At 59.5% G+C, this 15,835-nt stretch carries 17 protein-coding genes and 1 pseudogene; 10 read left to right on the top strand and 8 right to left on the bottom strand.

What is annotated here, in order from left to right; translation table 11 throughout:
- Positions 1 to 213: 213 nt before the first annotated feature.
- A complete protein-coding gene (locus HBO23_RS16825) occupies positions 214 to 489 on the top strand; it encodes a pyocin activator PrtN family protein (protein ID WP_170038829.1) in 276 nt (91 codons plus the stop codon).
- Here HBO23_RS16825 and HBO23_RS16820 read toward each other — a convergent pair.
- Positions 464 to 1,614, bottom strand: a pseudogene (locus tag HBO23_RS16820) (site-specific integrase). The gene HBO23_RS16825 and the pseudogene HBO23_RS16820 sit on opposite strands and share 26 nt — an antisense overlap.
- A gap of 103 nt (positions 1,615 to 1,717) precedes the next feature.
- Here HBO23_RS16820 and dusA point away from each other — a divergent pair.
- The 4 genes from dusA to tal all read left to right on the top strand — a co-directional run bounded on the left by dusA (position 1,718) and on the right by tal (position 5,671).
- Positions 1,718 to 2,728, top strand: coding sequence for a tRNA dihydrouridine(20/20a) synthase DusA (dusA, locus tag HBO23_RS16815; protein WP_170038827.1), 1,011 nt, complete (start codon positions 1,718 to 1,720; stop codon positions 2,726 to 2,728).
- A 195-nt stretch (positions 2,729 to 2,923) separates the two neighbouring features.
- Positions 2,924 to 3,232: a transposase gene (locus HBO23_RS33915; RefSeq protein WP_262378192.1), complete on the top strand. Its 309-nt coding sequence runs from the start codon at positions 2,924 to 2,926 to the stop codon at positions 3,230 to 3,232.
- Positions 3,229 to 4,071, top strand: coding sequence for an IS3 family transposase (locus tag HBO23_RS16810; RefSeq protein ID WP_346343059.1), 843 nt, complete (start codon positions 3,229 to 3,231; stop codon positions 4,069 to 4,071). Before HBO23_RS33915 ends, HBO23_RS16810 begins: the two co-directional genes overlap by 4 nt.
- Before the next feature lie 673 nt (positions 4,072 to 4,744).
- A complete protein-coding gene (gene tal, locus HBO23_RS16805; RefSeq protein ID WP_099548685.1) occupies positions 4,745 to 5,671 on the top strand; it encodes a transaldolase in 927 nt (308 codons plus the stop codon).
- A gap of 197 nt (positions 5,672 to 5,868) precedes the next feature.
- On the opposite strand, the gene rssC is transcribed toward tal, so the two are convergent.
- Together rssC and rssB are read right to left on the bottom strand one after the other, a co-directional pair.
- On the bottom strand, positions 5,869 to 6,351 hold the full coding sequence (gene rssC / locus HBO23_RS16800; protein WP_003172602.1) for an anti-sigma factor antagonist RssC: 483 nt from the start codon (positions 6,349 to 6,351) through the stop codon (positions 5,869 to 5,871).
- On the bottom strand, positions 6,351 to 7,532 hold the full coding sequence (rssB, locus tag HBO23_RS16795; protein ID WP_099548684.1) for a two-component system response regulator RssB: 1,182 nt from the start codon (positions 7,530 to 7,532) through the stop codon (positions 6,351 to 6,353). Before rssB ends, rssC begins: the two co-directional genes overlap by 1 nt.
- A gap of 276 nt (positions 7,533 to 7,808) precedes the next feature.
- On the opposite strand from rssB, the gene HBO23_RS16790 reads away from it, so the two are divergent.
- Positions 7,809 to 8,105: a PilZ domain-containing protein gene (locus HBO23_RS16790; RefSeq protein ID WP_017137444.1), complete on the top strand. Its 297-nt coding sequence runs from the start codon at positions 7,809 to 7,811 to the stop codon at positions 8,103 to 8,105.
- Positions 8,106 to 8,167: 62 nt separating this feature from the next.
- Here the strand turns inward: HBO23_RS16790 and HBO23_RS16785 are convergent, their stop codons facing one another.
- On the bottom strand, positions 8,168 to 8,857 hold the full coding sequence (locus tag HBO23_RS16785; protein ID WP_065929195.1) for a VacJ family lipoprotein: 690 nt from the start codon (positions 8,855 to 8,857) through the stop codon (positions 8,168 to 8,170).
- Between the two features lie 195 nt (positions 8,858 to 9,052).
- On the opposite strand from HBO23_RS16785, the gene HBO23_RS16780 reads away from it, so the two are divergent.
- Together HBO23_RS16780 and HBO23_RS16775 are read left to right on the top strand one after the other, a co-directional pair.
- Positions 9,053 to 9,661: an HAD family phosphatase gene (locus HBO23_RS16780; protein ID WP_170038825.1), complete on the top strand. Its 609-nt coding sequence runs from the start codon at positions 9,053 to 9,055 to the stop codon at positions 9,659 to 9,661.
- A 110-nt stretch (positions 9,662 to 9,771) separates the two neighbouring features.
- Positions 9,772 to 10,038 carry a DUF4404 family protein gene (locus HBO23_RS16775; RefSeq protein ID WP_017137441.1) on the top strand — a complete coding sequence of 89 codons (267 nt, stop codon included), beginning with the start codon at positions 9,772 to 9,774 and terminating at the stop codon, positions 10,036 to 10,038.
- A gap of 75 nt (positions 10,039 to 10,113) precedes the next feature.
- On the opposite strand, the gene queF is transcribed toward HBO23_RS16775, so the two are convergent.
- On the bottom strand, positions 10,114 to 10,944 hold the full coding sequence (gene queF, locus HBO23_RS16770) for an NADPH-dependent 7-cyano-7-deazaguanine reductase QueF (protein WP_170038823.1): 831 nt from the start codon (positions 10,942 to 10,944) through the stop codon (positions 10,114 to 10,116).
- Positions 10,945 to 11,010: 66 nt separating this feature from the next.
- Positions 11,011 to 11,541: a cupredoxin family protein gene (locus tag HBO23_RS16765; RefSeq protein ID WP_138453710.1), complete on the bottom strand. Its 531-nt coding sequence runs from the start codon at positions 11,539 to 11,541 to the stop codon at positions 11,011 to 11,013.
- Positions 11,542 to 11,697: 156 nt separating this feature from the next.
- Between HBO23_RS16765 and HBO23_RS16760 the strand changes: the two genes are divergently transcribed.
- Together HBO23_RS16760 and HBO23_RS16755 are read left to right on the top strand one after the other, a co-directional pair.
- Positions 11,698 to 12,378, top strand: a complete 681-nt coding sequence (locus tag HBO23_RS16760; protein WP_099548680.1) for a heavy metal response regulator transcription factor — start codon at positions 11,698 to 11,700, stop codon at positions 12,376 to 12,378.
- Positions 12,375 to 13,730 carry a heavy metal sensor histidine kinase gene (locus tag HBO23_RS16755; RefSeq protein ID WP_170039015.1) on the top strand — a complete coding sequence of 452 codons (1,356 nt, stop codon included), beginning with the start codon at positions 12,375 to 12,377 and terminating at the stop codon, positions 13,728 to 13,730. Before HBO23_RS16760 ends, HBO23_RS16755 begins: the two co-directional genes overlap by 4 nt.
- Before the next feature lie 105 nt (positions 13,731 to 13,835).
- Here HBO23_RS16755 and HBO23_RS16750 read toward each other — a convergent pair whose 3' ends face one another.
- Both HBO23_RS16750 and lolD read right to left on the bottom strand, forming a co-directional pair.
- On the bottom strand, positions 13,836 to 15,083 hold the full coding sequence (locus tag HBO23_RS16750) for a lipoprotein-releasing ABC transporter permease subunit (RefSeq protein ID WP_170038821.1): 1,248 nt from the start codon (positions 15,081 to 15,083) through the stop codon (positions 13,836 to 13,838).
- A 61-nt stretch (positions 15,084 to 15,144) separates the two neighbouring features.
- Positions 15,145 to 15,828: a lipoprotein-releasing ABC transporter ATP-binding protein LolD gene (lolD, locus tag HBO23_RS16745; RefSeq protein ID WP_020372695.1), complete on the bottom strand. Its 684-nt coding sequence runs from the start codon at positions 15,826 to 15,828 to the stop codon at positions 15,145 to 15,147.
- Positions 15,829 to 15,835 lie beyond the last annotated feature (7 nt).

The following is a 15,835-nucleotide window of genomic DNA, read 5'->3' as shown; positions in this document are numbered from 1 at the left end:
GGACTGCATGGTGCTACCGGCCCAGCTCTGGAACGGCCCAGATGCTTATGAGCAGTGTCTGGGAGAAGTCTCCGACCTTACTAAAGCGTTGGGTGCCCACAACCGTGAGTTACATCGGTTTGTTTGCGAATTTCAGTCCGACGGCGCGCAGCCGGCAGAAATCCGAGCGCGGCCGGTCTTCACTCATGAATCGTTTCGGATGTGAGGTGCCATATGAATACAGCCTTTATCCTGATGGCCCAATATGACGGCCAGGCGATCATCCCGCTGGAGCTGGTGTGCCGGGACTACTTCACTCACCTGACACCGGATATGTTCCAACGCAAGGTGATGAGTGGTCAGATCAAGTTGCCAATTACACGCCTGGAGCCGAGCCAGAAGTCGGCAAAGGGCGTCCACCTCACCGATCTGGCCACGTACCTGGATCTACAGCACGCTGCTGCAGTTAAAGAGCACAACCAGCTCAACGGGTTAAAACACGTCTATTGAGCCACTTCATTGATGCGGCGCCCAGTTGGACGGGCGCCCTCAATATCTTTTCGTGCCATTCCCACCCCAAATAGCGGTCGCCCTTGCCACGTAGGTGGGTGTATCGCCGCATCGAATTCCAATCTCGGTGGCCGGAAACACTCGCCACGCGCGGGATATCCCAGTCCATCTCAAATAACCGGCTGATACCTTCGTGGCGAAGGTCGTGGAAGTGCAGATCCGCGATCGCCAGGAACTTGCAGGCTTTCGTCCATGACGTGGAGATAGATTCAGGGCTGTAGGGGAAGATGTCGTCGCCGGCCTTTGGCATTGTCTGGAGGATGTGCCACGCCTCGTCCGGCAGGTAACACCACACATCGTTGCCGATCTTCTGGCCAGGGTTTTTCATGTCGCGCACCAGCACTCGCTGACCGGGTTCATCGACGTCGGACCAGCGAATACGGGTAATTTCATCCAGCCGGCGCGTGGAGAACAGGGCAAAACCCACGACTTTGAGCATATTGATGACCGTCGGGCGCCTCGCCTGCATGGCTTGGTAGTGCGTCAGCACCTTTCCCAACTCGTCCAAAGTAGGCCGGCGGTCACGCTCCCGGCTTTTCAGGTTGTAACCCAGCTTGCGCAGCACGCGCCTGGCGCCGCCCATGGCGAGCGGATCAACCTGGTAACCCCATGCGTCTTTGGCAATCGCGAGAACTGCGCCGAGGTGCGCCAGGTCATTACCAGCGGTTTGTGGCTGAACACCACCGCCCTCGGCACTCATCCGCCAGAGGGCGAAATCGACCAGGCACTGGTATTGATGTCCGTGTCGGTCAATTCGCCCAGGTACGTCTCACCGATAGCATTCAGCGTGGCACGCTTGGTCTTGCCCAGCGGCCGGGCTTTCTCGACTTCAACCAGGTAGCGATCGGTCATCTCTTTTAGCGTGGCGCCTTTGCGGCTGGCGCGCTCGATCGCGCCAGGCTCGTCCAGCTCCGATTCGCGCTTGCGCGCCCAGGCCTGGGCGGCCTGTTTTCGGGCGAAGGTCTGGCTCTCTTGGTAGACTTGCACTCCGTCGCGCTTGATGCGGATTTGAGCCGTGTAGCTCACCATCCCATCTGCCAGTTTTCTTGCCCTGATAGTCGCCATATAGAAAGTGGTACGCGTCAGTTTTTGAGTGGTACATCGTACCACCGAGGCTGTAAAAACGCCGGAAAACGCCCAAAAACACGCCCAGAACACGTTGAGTAAAATGCTAGATAAACAGAGCTTTAGCCCAGCAGAATCAAGCCCCGCACTGTCTCGGCGCTTTAGCGTTGCCCCCATGATGGACTGGACCGACCGCCACTGCCGGTTCTTCCTGCGCCTGCTCTCCAAGCACGCCCTGCTCTACACCGAGATGGTCACCACCGGCGCGATCCTGCACGGCGACCACGACCGCTTCCTGCGCCACAACGAAGCCGAGCACCCACTCGCGCTGCAGTTGGGCGGCAGTGTTCCTGCCGACCTGGCCGCTTGCGCGCGTATGGCTGAGGCTGCCGGTTACGATGAAGTGAACTTGAACGTCGGCTGCCCAAGTGATCGGGTGCAGAACAATATGATCGGCGCGATCCTGATGGCGCACCCGGCGTTGGTGGCGGATTGCGTGAAGGCGATGCGGGATGCGGTGTCGATTCCGGTGACGGTGAAGCATCGTATCGGGATCAATGGGCGGGACAGTTATGCCGAGCTGTGTGATTTCGTTGGCACGGTGAGGGACGCGGGGTGTACGAGTTTTACGGTGCATGCGCGGATTGCGATTCTGGAGGGGTTGTCGCCGAAGGAGAATCGGGATATTCCGCCGTTGCGCTATGACGTGGCGGCGCAGTTGAAGCAGGATTTCCCGGAGTTGGAGATTGTGTTGAATGGCGGGATCAAGACGCTGGAGCAGTGCCAGGAGCATTTGCAGGTGTTTGATGGGGTGATGTTGGGGCGGGAGGCTTATCACAATCCGTATGTGTTGGCGGAGGTGGATCAGCGGTTGTTTGGGAGTGAGGCGCCGGTGGTGAGTCGGGCGCAGGTGTTGGCGTTGTTGCGGCCTTATATTGCGGAGCATTTGGCGAGCGGTGGTGCGATGCATCACATTACTCGGCATGTGTTGGGGTTGGGGACCGGGTTTCCGGGGGCTCGTCGGTTCAGGCAGTTGTTGTCGGTGGATATTCATAAGGCGAGTGATCCGTTGGCTTTGTTGGATCAGGCTGGGGAGTTGTTGGAGGGGCGGTGAGGGGTTGGGTGTCAGTTAGTTTATTTGGAGGCTGACAGGCCGCTTTCGCGAGCAAGCTCGCTCCCACAGGTTTGAGTGCGGGGTGTCAGGGGGTTGGTTGGTGGCTGGGCTGGCGTTATCGCAGGCAAGCTGAACAGGCCTAATGATCCCGGACACCTCTTAAGGGCGATATGATTCGCCCAATCAGGAGGTTCCATGCAAGAACGAAAGACCTACACCCGCGAGTTCAAGCAACGTGCTGCAAGCATGGTTCTTGATGATAACTGCTCAGTTCCTGACGTCTGTGCATCGATGGACGTTGGCCCTACGGCTCTGCGCCGCTGGATTGATCAGGTTCGTAAAGAGCGTCAGAAAGGGCAGCCAGTGCCTGGTACTAAGGCAATCAGCGACGAACAGCGAGAGCTTCAACAGCTGCGAGCCAAGGTCAAGCGCCTGGAGACCGAGGCTGAAATCTTAAAAAAGGCTACGGCTCTCTTGATGTCGGATCCCGATCGTTTTTCCTGATCGAGGAGCTGAGAGAGTCGAGCTCATATCCGACCCGCCTGCTTTGTAGTGCGCTTGGTGTTTCCCGCAGCGCGTTTTATGAGTGGCTTAAGCGTCGCTCAGCGCCGAATACCAAGCGTGACGCGCTCAGAGCAAAAGTCGTGCAACTGCATGACGAAAGCCGGGGAAGTTCAGGCGCGCGGATGATCTCTCAGCACTTAAAGGCCCAGCAGATCAAAGTGGGACGGCATCTGGCCGGAAAACTCATGGCGGAGGCAAATCTGGCCAGCAAGCAGCGCCGCCGCCATCAATATCGCTCTAGAGGCGTCGAAGCATTTGTGGCCAAGAACCTGCTCGAGCGTAATTTCGAGCCAACCGCAATCAATCAGGTCTGGTGCGGCGACGTTACCAGCCTGATGGTTGGTAAACGCTGGTATCACTTGGCAGCGGTCATTGATTTGTTCGCCCGCCGAATCGTTGGCTGGGCGTTTTCTCTGATCAATGACGCCACCCTGGTTAGCAGGGCGCTGAGAATGGCGGTGGAGGTTCGAGGCAAACATGCAGGCTTGATGTTTCATTCGGATCAAGGCTGCCAATACACCAGCCAGCTCTTTCAGTCCGAACTGCTGGAGCATGGGATAACGCAAAGCATGAGCCGCAGAGGGCAGTGCTGGGACAACGCACCAACAGAACGTTTCTTCGGGACGCTCAAATCAGAGTGGGTGCCCATTAAGGGCTACACGACGGTTGAAGAAGCCAGGCAGGATATGACCAGTTTCTTCATGCGATACAATCGAATCAGGCTCCACAGCTACAACAACTACCTGTCGCCAATAGCCATGGAGCAAAAAGCGGCATAAACACCGTAATCGGTGTCCGGGATTACTTGACCAGTTCAAGCCAGCTCCCACAGTTTGAGTGCGGGGTGTCAGGGGTTGGGTGGTGGCTGGGCTGGCGTTATCGCAGGCAAGCCAGCTCCCACAGGTTTGAATGCGGGGTGTCAGGGGGTTGGGTGGTGGCTGGGCTGGCGTTATCGCAGGCAAGCCAGCTCCCACAGTTTGAGTGCGGGGGGTCAGGGAGTTGGTTGGTGGCTGGGCTGGCGTTATTGCAGGCAAGCCAGCTCCCACCGTTTTGGGTGATGGGTGTCAGGGAGTTGGTCGGTGGCTGGGCTGTTGTGGCGAGCAGGCTTGCCCTGCGTTGGGGTGCGTAGCGGCCCTGATGACTATGACGGCGTTCTGAATGAAAAACTCGATCGCCTTACTGGGGCTGCTTCGCAGCCCAACGCAGGGCAAGCCTGCTCGCCACAGCAAGGCTGCTCGCCACAGGAAGCCAGCTCTCACACGGGGCCGCGTGGGTTGGGGGAACTTGGGTTGAACCTGTCGGGGGTTTTGGTCTCCTATTTAGCACCAAGACGGGGCATTCAAACGGCTGTTTTCAGGTTGTTGCCCTCGCAAACGACTGAATGTATTTGCGCCCTTGAGCGCTTGTCGGCGCTCGGGTAATGTCATCAGACCCACAGGACAGAGCACGCCCATGACTTCCAAGCTGGAACAACTCAAGCAATTCACCACCGTTGTAGCCGATACCGGCGATTTCTCCACCCTCGCCAAGCTCAAGCCGCAAGACGCCACCACTAACCCTTCCCTGCTGCTCAAGGCGGCGTCGATTCCAGGCTATGCCACGCTGCTGGATGAGGCTGTGAAGGACTGCAACGGTGACGTGGGCCTGGCCAGCGACCGTTTTGCGGTGGCGGTAGGTCAAGAGATTCTCAAAGTAGTGCCGGGGCGTATTTCCACCGAGGTGGATGCGCGTTTGTCGTTCGATGAAGCCGCGATTCTCAAGCGTGCGCACCGTCTGATCGACCTGTACGACAAAGCTGGCGTAGGCCGTGACCGCGTGCTGATCAAGATCGCCTCCACCTGGGAAGGCATCCGCGCAGCGGAGAAGCTGGAAAAAGAAGGCATTCAAACCAACCTGACGCTGCTGTTCTCGTTTGCCCAGGCCGTGGCCTGCGCCGAAGCCGGTGTGTTCCTGATTTCGCCGTTCGTGGGCCGTATCTACGACTGGTACAAGAAGGCCAACGGCAACGACTACACCGGTTCCGATGACCCGGGCGTGCAGTCGGTGACGCGCATCTACAACTACTACAAGGCCAATGGCTATAAAACTGTAGTGATGGGTGCGAGCTTCCGTAACCTCAGCCAGATTGAAGAGCTGGCGGGCTGTGACCGCCTGACCATCAGCCCGGACCTACTGGAGAAGCTGGCGGCGGATGAAGGCAAGCTGGAGCGCAAGCTGTCGCCAGGCCATGCCGGTGAAGCGCGGGTGCATTTGACTGAAGCGCAGTTCCGTTGGGAGTCCAACGAGGACGCAATGGCGACTGAGAAACTGGCGGAGGGGATTCGTCAGTTTGCTCGGGACCAGGAGAAGCTGGAGGCGTTGTTGACTGCCAAGCTGTAAGGCAGGCGACGACAAAAAGGGCGGCACCTGTGAGGGTGCCGCCCTTTTTTGTGGTTCGCATTTCTCAAACCAGTCACCGTTCAAACTGTGGGAGCTGGCTTGCCTGCGATAGCGGTGGGTCAGCAATGAATAGGTGGCTGACATACCGCTATCGCAGGCAAGCCAGCTCCCACATTGGATTGGGTTTCAACTGAAGGTCAGTGGCGCTCTAGGGCGTTGACCAGGTCGTGGAAGGCTTCGCGGTTGGACTCGTTCAGGCCCATCAGGATCTTGTGCGCTTCCAGCACCTTAACCCGTACCACTTCTTCGGACTGGTCTTGCGAAGGCAGGTCGGTCAGGCATTCCGGGCACGGGATCGGGCGGTCAACGATGTTGAACACTTGATCAAAGCCCATGGACTGCAACAGACGGGTGATGTCTTCGTGGGTGGTGACCACAGTCGGCAACAGGCCGACCTTCTGCCGAGACAGAATGGACAACTTGGCCAGCAAGCCAAGGGTGGTGCTATCGATGCTGCGGGTTTCGGTCAGATCGATCACGATCGCTGAGAAGTTCAGCGCGGTGAAGATCCGCTCAATCGTCGCATCCAGCGCCGAACACAAGGTCAGGCGCACTTCACCGACAAACTTCAGGACGAAGGTCCCGTCTTGCTCGGCGAATTGGATTCTTCCGGTACTCATCAAAGATTCCTGCTCAACACCAATAGGGCGATATCATCCGGCATCTCCCCTAGCGTGGACAATCCAAAAACCTGCCGCAGGCCATCCAGGCTGCCGCCCGCCGACTTGACCTTTTGGGGCAAGGCGGCTTCTTTCTCTTTGAGTGTAGGCTCTGGAAGAAGGTCCAGTATGCCGTCGGACATCAGCGTAAGGCTGAACGTCGGCGGCAATTCCAGGATGTGGTCTTCGTAGGTGGCTTCGTTAAACAAGCCCACCGGCAGACCACGGCCTTCCAGGTAACGCACACTGTCGGGAGTGTATAAAACCGGCATCGGCAGGTGACCGCCGATGCTGTAGGTCAAAAGACCGGTTTCTTCATCAATCACGCCGCCAACCATCGTCACGTGCTTGCCCAGCTTGCAGCTGATCAGGCCTCGGTTGATGTGGCCCAGCACCTCGGAGGGGGTGAACTCCGGCAAGGTGCCATTGCGCTTGGATTCGAACAACAGCCGTGTGGTCATGAATTTCAACAACACGGTAACAAACGCAGAAGAAGCGCCGTGGCCGGACACGTCGGCCAGGTAGAACGCCACACGTCGCTCATCGACGCGGAAGTAGTCGACAAAATCACCCGACAGGTACAGCGACGGGATGATCTGGTGCGCAAACTTGAATTCGTCGATGGTCCACGGGCTCACCGGCAGCATGTTCATCTGCACCTGGCGACCGGCGTTCTGGTCTTCCTGGAGCAAATTGAGGCTGGCTTCGAGTTCGCGGTTGGCGGTTTCGAGCTTTTCGCGGTAGCGCTGGTTTTCCAGCAGCAGGCGAGCACGGTCCAGCGCGCGGCGCACCGAATGCTCCAGCACCGCCAGGTCTTCCAGGGGCTTGATCAGGTAGTCGGCAGCGCCCAGGCGCAGGGCCTCGACAGCATCGTTCATCACGCCGGCACCGGACACAACAATCACTGGCGTCTGCGGCGCACGCTCGGTTACCTGGCGAATCAGCTCGAGGCCGCCCATTTGGGGCATGCGCAGGTCGCAGATCACGAGGTCGGGCTTGTCGCGCTCGAACACCTGGAGACCCTGTTGGCCATTACTGGCCTGCAGGACGCTGAAGCCACTGTCTTCCAAATAGGCCGCGAGGCTCGCGCGCACTACTTCGTCGTCATCGATTATCAGCAGCGTGGCACTGGTTTTTTGCATGTGGGCAAACGGCGCCAGAATTAGGTTGGCGTAGGCGGCTCGGCAATGGCCGGGCTCACGTACTGGATTCGCTTTCTAGCCTCTCTGTCCTACAAAGTACTGGGATTTCTCCCATGCACAACGGTAAAGCAGAGGTGCCCTTCTAAGGCGCAGACGGTACTCCCATCCGTCAGGGGTTTCAAGCTCATGCCGATGGTCGCCGGGCGTCTTTACACCGCAAATCACCGGGAGTTATAAGAACAGTCACCACCACAACACAAAGTAAGGATGGAACCCGTGAGCGAACATGAGCGCGGCTACGACGAAAAACGCGATTTCATCCGCATGCGCGTGGATGCCGATGTGGCGCTGATCCACGCGGGGCAAGAGATTGCCGGGGTTTGTGTGGACCTTTCCAGCTCCGGCATGCAGGTTGAGGCACCTCGCCAGTTTCAGGTGGGAGACCAACTGACCGTGCGCATCGATTCGGAACATGCCGCCCTCACGGGCCTGGAGGCGGACACCGAGGTGGTGTGGGCCAAAAACGAAGGCGAGCGCCAGCACCTGGGCCTCAGGATCTTGAAAATGCGCTGAAAAACGCGCACAAAAAAGGCGACCTATAGAGGTCGCCTTTTTTCATTTCAAAACGTCACGGCTTAAAAGTCGTCGACGACCTTGCCGTCTTTTACCTTGAACTCACGGTTCTGCAGGTAAGCGTTACGGATAAAGGTGTATTTGTCGCCCGTGATCAGCTTCTCGCTGTCGAGCAGGCTGGCACGGGTATCAACGATGTTCAGGCCGAAGGTGCTGTTGCGCCAGCCGATATCGTTCATGTAGCGGTACGGTTGGGTGTAGCTGTCGACGTATTTGGACGGCGCATCACGCAGGGTGCTTGGGCCGAGCAGCGGCAGCATCACGTAAGGACCGCTGCCGACGCCCCAGTAGCCGAGGGTCTGGCCGAAGTCTTCATCGCTGCGTTGCAGCCCCATTTTGGTGCCCACATCAACAAAGCCAAGCACGCCGAAGGTGGTGTTCATCAACAGGCGGGCAGTGTCCACACCAGCGGCGTGCGGCTTGAGCTGCAGCACGTTGTTGGCCAGGTTGCCGACATCGCCGATGTTGCGGAAGAAGTTGTGGATGCCGTCTTGTACAAATTGCGGGGTTACAAATTGATAACCCTGGGCAATCGGCTTGAGCGCGTAGGTATCAACGGTGTCGTTGAAGGTGAAGATCGGGCGGTTGACGCTTTCCCATGGATCGTCTTCCGACGCAGCCTGGGCCGCGAAGGGGGCGAGCAGGATAGTTGCACACACAGATAGCTGAGCGAAGTACTGGCTCCAGCGCATAGCTTTGGCTCCTTGAATGATCTGTCATGGGCGCTATGCCCTGAATAAGACCGTCAGTATATGACGGATGTGTGGATTTAGGCAGTAACGAGGAAACGACATACGCAAAATGCACAAAATTCCTACAAACAGGTTAAGTGTCATCCGCTTGTCATGCAGCCCGGATAGCGTCGTAGCTATTTCAGGGAAGTCGAAATGCCTCACGCCGAAATTGCCATAGCCAGCGCCCCCACCTTGACTGCCGTGCTGTTTGGCCTGAGTGGCTGCCTGGTGGATTTCGGTTCCCAGGCCCGCACAGACTCGCCCTGCCCCGACTCCCAGGCCACGCCCGGCGCGCTGAAGATTCTGCGCAGCCTCAAGGACCAAGGCGTGCCCTGCGCCTGGCTGGATGAGCTGCCCGCCTCGGTCACCACCCCGCTGGCGGCTGCCCTGCCCGCTTGGCTCAAAGCCACGCCCCCCTCCTCGATCCGCTGGCCGGCGCCGCACGCCTGCTGGCAAGCCTTGATGGAACTGAATATCCAACGCCTCGAAGGCTGTGTGCTGGTCAGCGGCGAGCCGCGTTTGCTGCAATCGGGCCTGAATGCCGGGTTATGGACCATCGGCCTGGCGTCCTGCGGCTCGCTGTGCGGCCTGTCACCTGAGCAATGGCAGGCGTTGACCGAACAACAGCGCGAGCACAAGCGCGGCAAAGCCACGGTGGCGCTGTATGGGCTGGGCGTGCATTCAGTGATCGATCACCTTGGCGAGCTGGGCACCTGCCTGGCGGATATCAGCCTGCGCCAGCTTAAAGGCGAGAAGCCCTGATAGAGATCATGCACTCAAGGCGCCGGTGGATTAATCTACAGGTCAGCCCGTAGACCTTTCACGGCGAGCCGCGGTCTATGCCAGTGCCTATCGATAAAAGGAAGAACGTCATGCCTGACCGCATAAAGCTTGAAGAACAGGTCAACATCCTGCGCGGGCAGTTGGAACAGCAACCGCCGCTGTCTGAAGAAAAACGTGAAGCACTGGAAGCCTTGATTGCCAAGTTCGAATTACAACTCGAACTTGAACCGGCCACCCAAACGCCCAGTATTTCCGACGATGTGAATCAAGCAGCCATAGAGTTCGATGCCGAACACCCGGTCATTTCCGGGACACTGCGCAATATCATGATCACCTTGGGCAACATGGGGATCTAACCCGGCCCCAAGCCAAACACAGAACCAAAATGTGGGAGCAGGCAAGCCAGCTCCCACATTTGTTTTGTGTGACGGCTACTGACGAGCCAGGCGCACGTTCTGGAACTGCACATTCTCAGTGCTGCGATACGGGTTGATATCCAACCCACCGCGCCGCACATAGCGCGCATACACCGTCAACTTCTCTGGCTTGAGCAACCGCTGCAAGTCCAAAAAGATCCGCTCAACGCACTGCTCATGAAAGTCCGAGTGCTGGCGGAAGCTCACGATATATTCCAGCAAACTGGCGTGATCCAACGCGTGACCACGGTACTCCACCACCACGCTGCCCCAATCCGGCTGGCTGGTGACCGGGCAGTTGGATTTGAGCAGGTGGCTGTGCACGCTCTCCTCGATAATGCGCGAGTCGTCGCAACGCAGCAGCTCCGGGCGCGGGTGCTCGTAGTTGCTGACGCTGATGTCCAGGTCGTCGATGCACGCGCCCGGCAACGCCATCACGCCTTCGGCCTCAACCTCGGCCAGGCTGCGGATGCGCACACTCACAGGCAGGCCGGCGGCGGCGCTGAGGTCGGTGCACAAGGTGGCTTCCAGGCTTTGCGTGTCGGCAAACGCGGTCTGGTTCAGCGAGTTGAGGTACAGCTTGAAAGATTTGGACTCGATGATGTTCGGCGACTCGGCCGGGATGCTGAATTCACCGATGGCCACCACCGGCTTGCCCGATGGCAGCAACCACGACAGTTCGAAGCAGTTCCAGAAATCCACGCCCTTATAAGGCAGGGTTTCGGCAGTCAGGCCCAGCTCGGCCCATTTGGCGGCGCGAGGGATCGGGAACAGCAACGACGGCGTGTAGGTAGAGATGTATTCACTGGACTTGCCCAGCGGCGAATGTTCGGCTGCGGGATGCATGGCGGAAACCTGGCTAAATAAACCGCGCCAGTCTACCAGCCTTTGCTCCCGCCCTTAAGAATCGCCTCACTCAACGGTCAGCTTGCCGACCATGCCCGCCTGATAATGCCCCGGAATGTTGCAGGCAAACTCAAGACCGGTGGCCTTGTTGAAGGTCCAGGTCAGCTCGGCGGTCTTGCCCGGTTCCACCAGCACGCTGTTGGGATCGTCATGCTTCATGCCACCCATCTCGCCCATATCGCCATGCCCCATGGCGGCGTGGTCCATCTTGCCCATGCCGGTGGCCGTGAGCATGCCGCTGGCCTGCATCTTGAGCATTTCTTTTTGGTGTTCGGCGTGCATCGCCGCATCACCCAGGTTGAACTCGTGCAGCAACTGGCCTTTGTTGACCAGCACAAAGCGCACGGTCTCACCGGCTTTTACATCCAGAGCCTTGGGCGAAAAGGAAATGTCCTGCAGGGTTACTTCTACGGTGCGCGTGGCTTTATCGGCCGGTGCCGGGTGACCAAACGCGTAGGTGTGAGCCTCATCAGCCATTGCATTAACGCTCAATGCCAACAAACAGCCCGCCAATAACAGAGGTGTACGCAACGCCATGACGCTTCTCCAAAAAAGTGTGTCCAGCTTGGTCAGCACTTTAAGATGGCTCTGCTGCCAGCCAGCTGACTGCTAGATTACAACTTTGTCAGGTTACGCCCTGACGCTGCCGCCCACGGTATAAAGCCCATCGCCACCTGTTGCCACGAGTTGCCCATGAAACTGCTGATCGTTGAAGACCAACCGAAAACCGGCCACTACCTGCGCCAGGGCCTGACCGAGGCTGGCTTTACCACCGAGTTGGTGGCTGACGGCACGAGTGGGCAGCATTTGGCCCTGACCGGCGATTACGACCTGCTGATCCTCGACGTGATGCTGCCCGGCCGCGACGGCTGGCAAATTCTGCACGCCGTGCGCAGTGCGGGCCTGGACATTCCGGTGTTGTTCCTCACCGCCCGCGACGCCGTGGAAGACCGTGTGCACGGCCTTGAGCTGGGCGCCGACGATTACCTGGTCAAGCCTTTCGCCTTTTCCGAATTGCTGGCGCGGGTGCGCAGCCTGTTGCGCCGTGGCAGCAGCACCCCGCAGGAAACCACGCTGCAACTGGCCGACCTGCGCCTGGACCTGATCCGCCGCCGCGTCGAGCGCGGCGGCCAGCGTATCGACCTCACCGCCAAGGAGTTCGCCCTGCTCGAACTGCTGCTGCGCCGCCAGGGCGAAGTGCTGCCCAAGAGCCTGATTGCCTCCCAGGTGTGGGACATGAATTTCGACAGTGACACCAATATCATCGAAGTGGCGATCCGCCGCTTGCGCCTTAAAGTCGACGACAACTTCCCCACCAAGCTGATCCACACCGTGCGCGGCATGGGCTATGTGCTGGAGGAACGGTGCAATTGATTGCGCGCCTGTCCCTGGCCAGCCGTCTGGCCCTGTTATTTGCCGGCTGTACGGCGGTGGTCTCGCTCATCGCTGGCGTGTTGTTCAACCAGGCCAGCGAAGCGCACTTTATCGAACTGGACCAGCAGCAACTCGACGGCAAACTGATCGCGCTGCGCAGCACCTTGCAGGGTGTCGACTCACTGGCGTCCTTTACTCAGCGAGAAGCGCAACTGCGTGCCGAACTCAGCCGCCAGCCGGACCTTGCCTTGCGCATCAGCGCCGCCGGCCAACGCTGGTTTGATGGCGCGCCGAGTGTCACGCTGCCCGCAGCGCCCGGCCTGCACAGCCTGCAAAACGCCGGCACCGACTACCGCGTGTACAACGCGCCGTTGCTGGCGGGCCAACCCGGCTCGCCGCAAGTGACGCTGATCCTCGACATCACGCACCACCAGCACTTTCTGCAACGCATGCAGCGGTTGATCTGGCTCACGGTCGGCTTGTCCGCCCTGGCCACCGCGCTGCTCGGCGCATGGGCAGCGCGCAGCGGGCTGCGGCCGTTACGGCGCATGAGTGAAGTGGCCGCCGGCGTGTCGGCCCACTCCCTGACCCAACGCTTGCCCCAGGCGCAAATGCCGGTGGAACTGGCCGAACTCGCCCAAGCGTTTAACGCGATGCTGGGGCGGCTCGACGACGCGTTCCAGCGCCTCTCGTCTTTCTCCGCCGATATCGCCCATGAACTGCGCACGCCCCTGTCGAACCTGCTGACTCAAACCCAGGTGATCCTCACCCAGCCGCGCCCGCTGGAGGACTACCGCGAGGCGCTGCACAGCAACCTGGAGGAGTTGCAGTGGATGGCGCAGTTGGTGAATGACATGTTGTACCTGGCCAAAGCCGACCATGGCCTGCTGATGCCCAAGCGCGAAGCGCTGGCGCTGCACGATGAAGTGGAGGCGTTGCTGGAGTTTTTTGCGCTGTTGGCCGAAGACGCGCAGGTCAATCTGGTGTGCGAGGGCACGGCTCAAACGGCGGGTGATCGCGGTATGTTGCGCCGGGCCTTGTCGAACTTGCTGGATAACGCGCTGCGGTTTACCCCCGTGGGTGGCGAGGTGCGGGTGCGGATAACGGAAAGCGCACAGGCTGTGACGCTGACTGTCGCCAATACCGGGGAAGGTATTCCAGCGGCTTTGTTACCTAAATTGTTTGACCGGTTCTATCGGGCAGACCCGGCGCGCCGTGAAGGCAGCAGCGAGCATGCTGGGCTGGGGCTGGCGATTACCCAGTCGATTGTGCGGGCGCATGGGGGGAGGATTTATTGTGAGTCTGAAGCCGGGTGGACCAGGTTTGTGATTGAGTTGCCCAAGGGGGATTGATTCAAGCTGGGCCGGCCCTATCGCAGGCAAGCCAGCTCCCACATTCGAATGTATTCACACATCAAAATGTGGGAGCTGGCTTGCCTGCGATAGCGGTCTTAGCGTTTACGAATACCTGAGGGCATGCGCCGGCTCAATCTTCGCCGCCCGATACGCCGGGTAAATCGTGGCCATAAAGCTCAACACAAACCCGGCCGTGCAAATCAGCAGTACATCGCCGCCTTGCAGCTCGGAAGGCAGGTTGCTGACAAAGTACACGTCCGAACTGAAGATATGCTGCCCGGTCACGCGCTCCAGCCAGCCCACCAGTTCACTCACGTTCAGCGCCGCAATCACGCCCAGCACGCCGCCGATCAAGGTGCCGACGATACCGATCACCGTGCCCTGCACCATGAAGATCGCCATGATCTGCCGTGGCGTGGCGCCGATGGTGCGCAAAATCGCGATGTCCGCGCCTTTGTCGTTCACCACCATGATCAGGGTGGCGATGATGTTGAACGCAGCGACGGCGACGATCATCAGCAACAGCAGGCCGATCATGGTCTTTTCCATCTTCATGGCGCTGAACAGGCTGCCCTGGGTGTGGGTCCAGTCATCCGGCTTGTAGCCGGCGCCCAGGCTCGCGGCAATGTCGGCCGAAACCTTGGGGGCCGCGTACAAGTCTTTCACCGCCAGGCGCACGCTTTGCACCTGGTTCGGCTGCCAATGCTGGATCTCGGCGGCGTCGGCCATGTTGATCAGGGCCATGGAGCCATCCAGCTCGGCGCCGACCTTGAAGATACCGACCACGTTCAGGCGCTGCATGCGCGGGGTGATGCCACCCGGTGCGGCCGTGCTGATTTCCGGCACGATCAGGGTCAGCTTGTCGCCCACATTCAGGCGAAAGCGCCGTGCGGTGATGTCGCCGATCACTACGCCGAACTCGCCGGCCTTCAGGTCTTCGAGTTTGCCGCGCACGATATGCTGGGCAACGATCGACACCTTGCCTTCCTGGGCCGGGTCAACGCCGCTGATCTCGATCGGCTGCATCGCGCCCTTGTAGGAGAACATGCCGTCCATCTGTGTGAACGGCACCGCAGCGGTGACCTCGGGGTTCTTCAGCGCGGCGGCGGCCACGGGCTGCCAGTTATCAATCGGGTTTACACCGACGATAGTGGCGTGGGGCACCATGCCGAGGATGCGCGTGCTCATTTCACGCTGGAAGCCGTTCATTACCGACAGCACCACGATCATCGCCAGCACGCCCAGGGCGAGGCCGATCATCGAGGTCATCGAGATAAACGAGACAAAACGGTTGCGGCGCTTGGCGCGGGTATAGCGCGTGCCGATAAAAATCGATAACGGTCTGAACATTCGCGGGCACCGTTTAAAAAAATGAAAAAGCCTGGCTTAAAAAAGCCAGGCTTGAAACGGGTCAGATGGCGACCAGATGACCTTCCTGCAGGTGCAACACGCGGTCCATCTGGCGGGCCATGCTCATGTCATGGGTGACCACCAGGAACGCGGTGCGCATCTGGGTGCTCAGTTCCAGCATCAAGTCCTTGATGCCTTGCGCGGTATGCGAGTCGAGGTTGCCGGTCGGCTCATCGAGCATCACCAGGCCTGGGTTGTTCACCAGGGCACGGGCGATGGCCACACGCTGGCGCTCCCCGCCGGACAGTTCCGCCGGTTTGTGCTCCAGGCGATGGCCGAGGCCGACGCGCTCCAGCAGTGCCTTGGCGCGCTGGCGGGCTTCCGGGATCGCGGTCTTGCCGATCAGCAGCGGCATGCACACGTTTTCCAGTGCGGTGAATTCCGGCAGCAGGTGGTGGAACTGGTACACAAAACCGAGCGAACGGTTGCGCAGTTGGCCACGGGCTTTTTCACCCAGTGCCGACAGTTCTTCGCCGGCCAGCCACACGCTGCCCTCGGAAGGCGTATCCAGGCCGCCCAACAGGTTGAGCAAGGTACTTTTGCCGGAACCGGAACTGCCGACGATCGCCACGCGCTCGCCCGGGTGCAGTTCCAGCTGCAGGTTGGACAACACCACTACCGACTCCGGGCCTTCCTCGTAGGATTTGCCCAGGTTGCGGCAGCTCAAGATAGCTTTTTCACTCATGCCCGAT

Origin of the sequence: Pseudomonas sp. WS 5532 (assembly GCF_012985445.1) — a bacterium.
GTDB lineage: Bacteria > Pseudomonadota > Gammaproteobacteria > Pseudomonadales > Pseudomonadaceae > Aquipseudomonas > Aquipseudomonas edaphica.
Note: the sequence above shows the minus strand (reverse complement) of the source record. Positions and strands in the feature narration are given on the sequence as shown.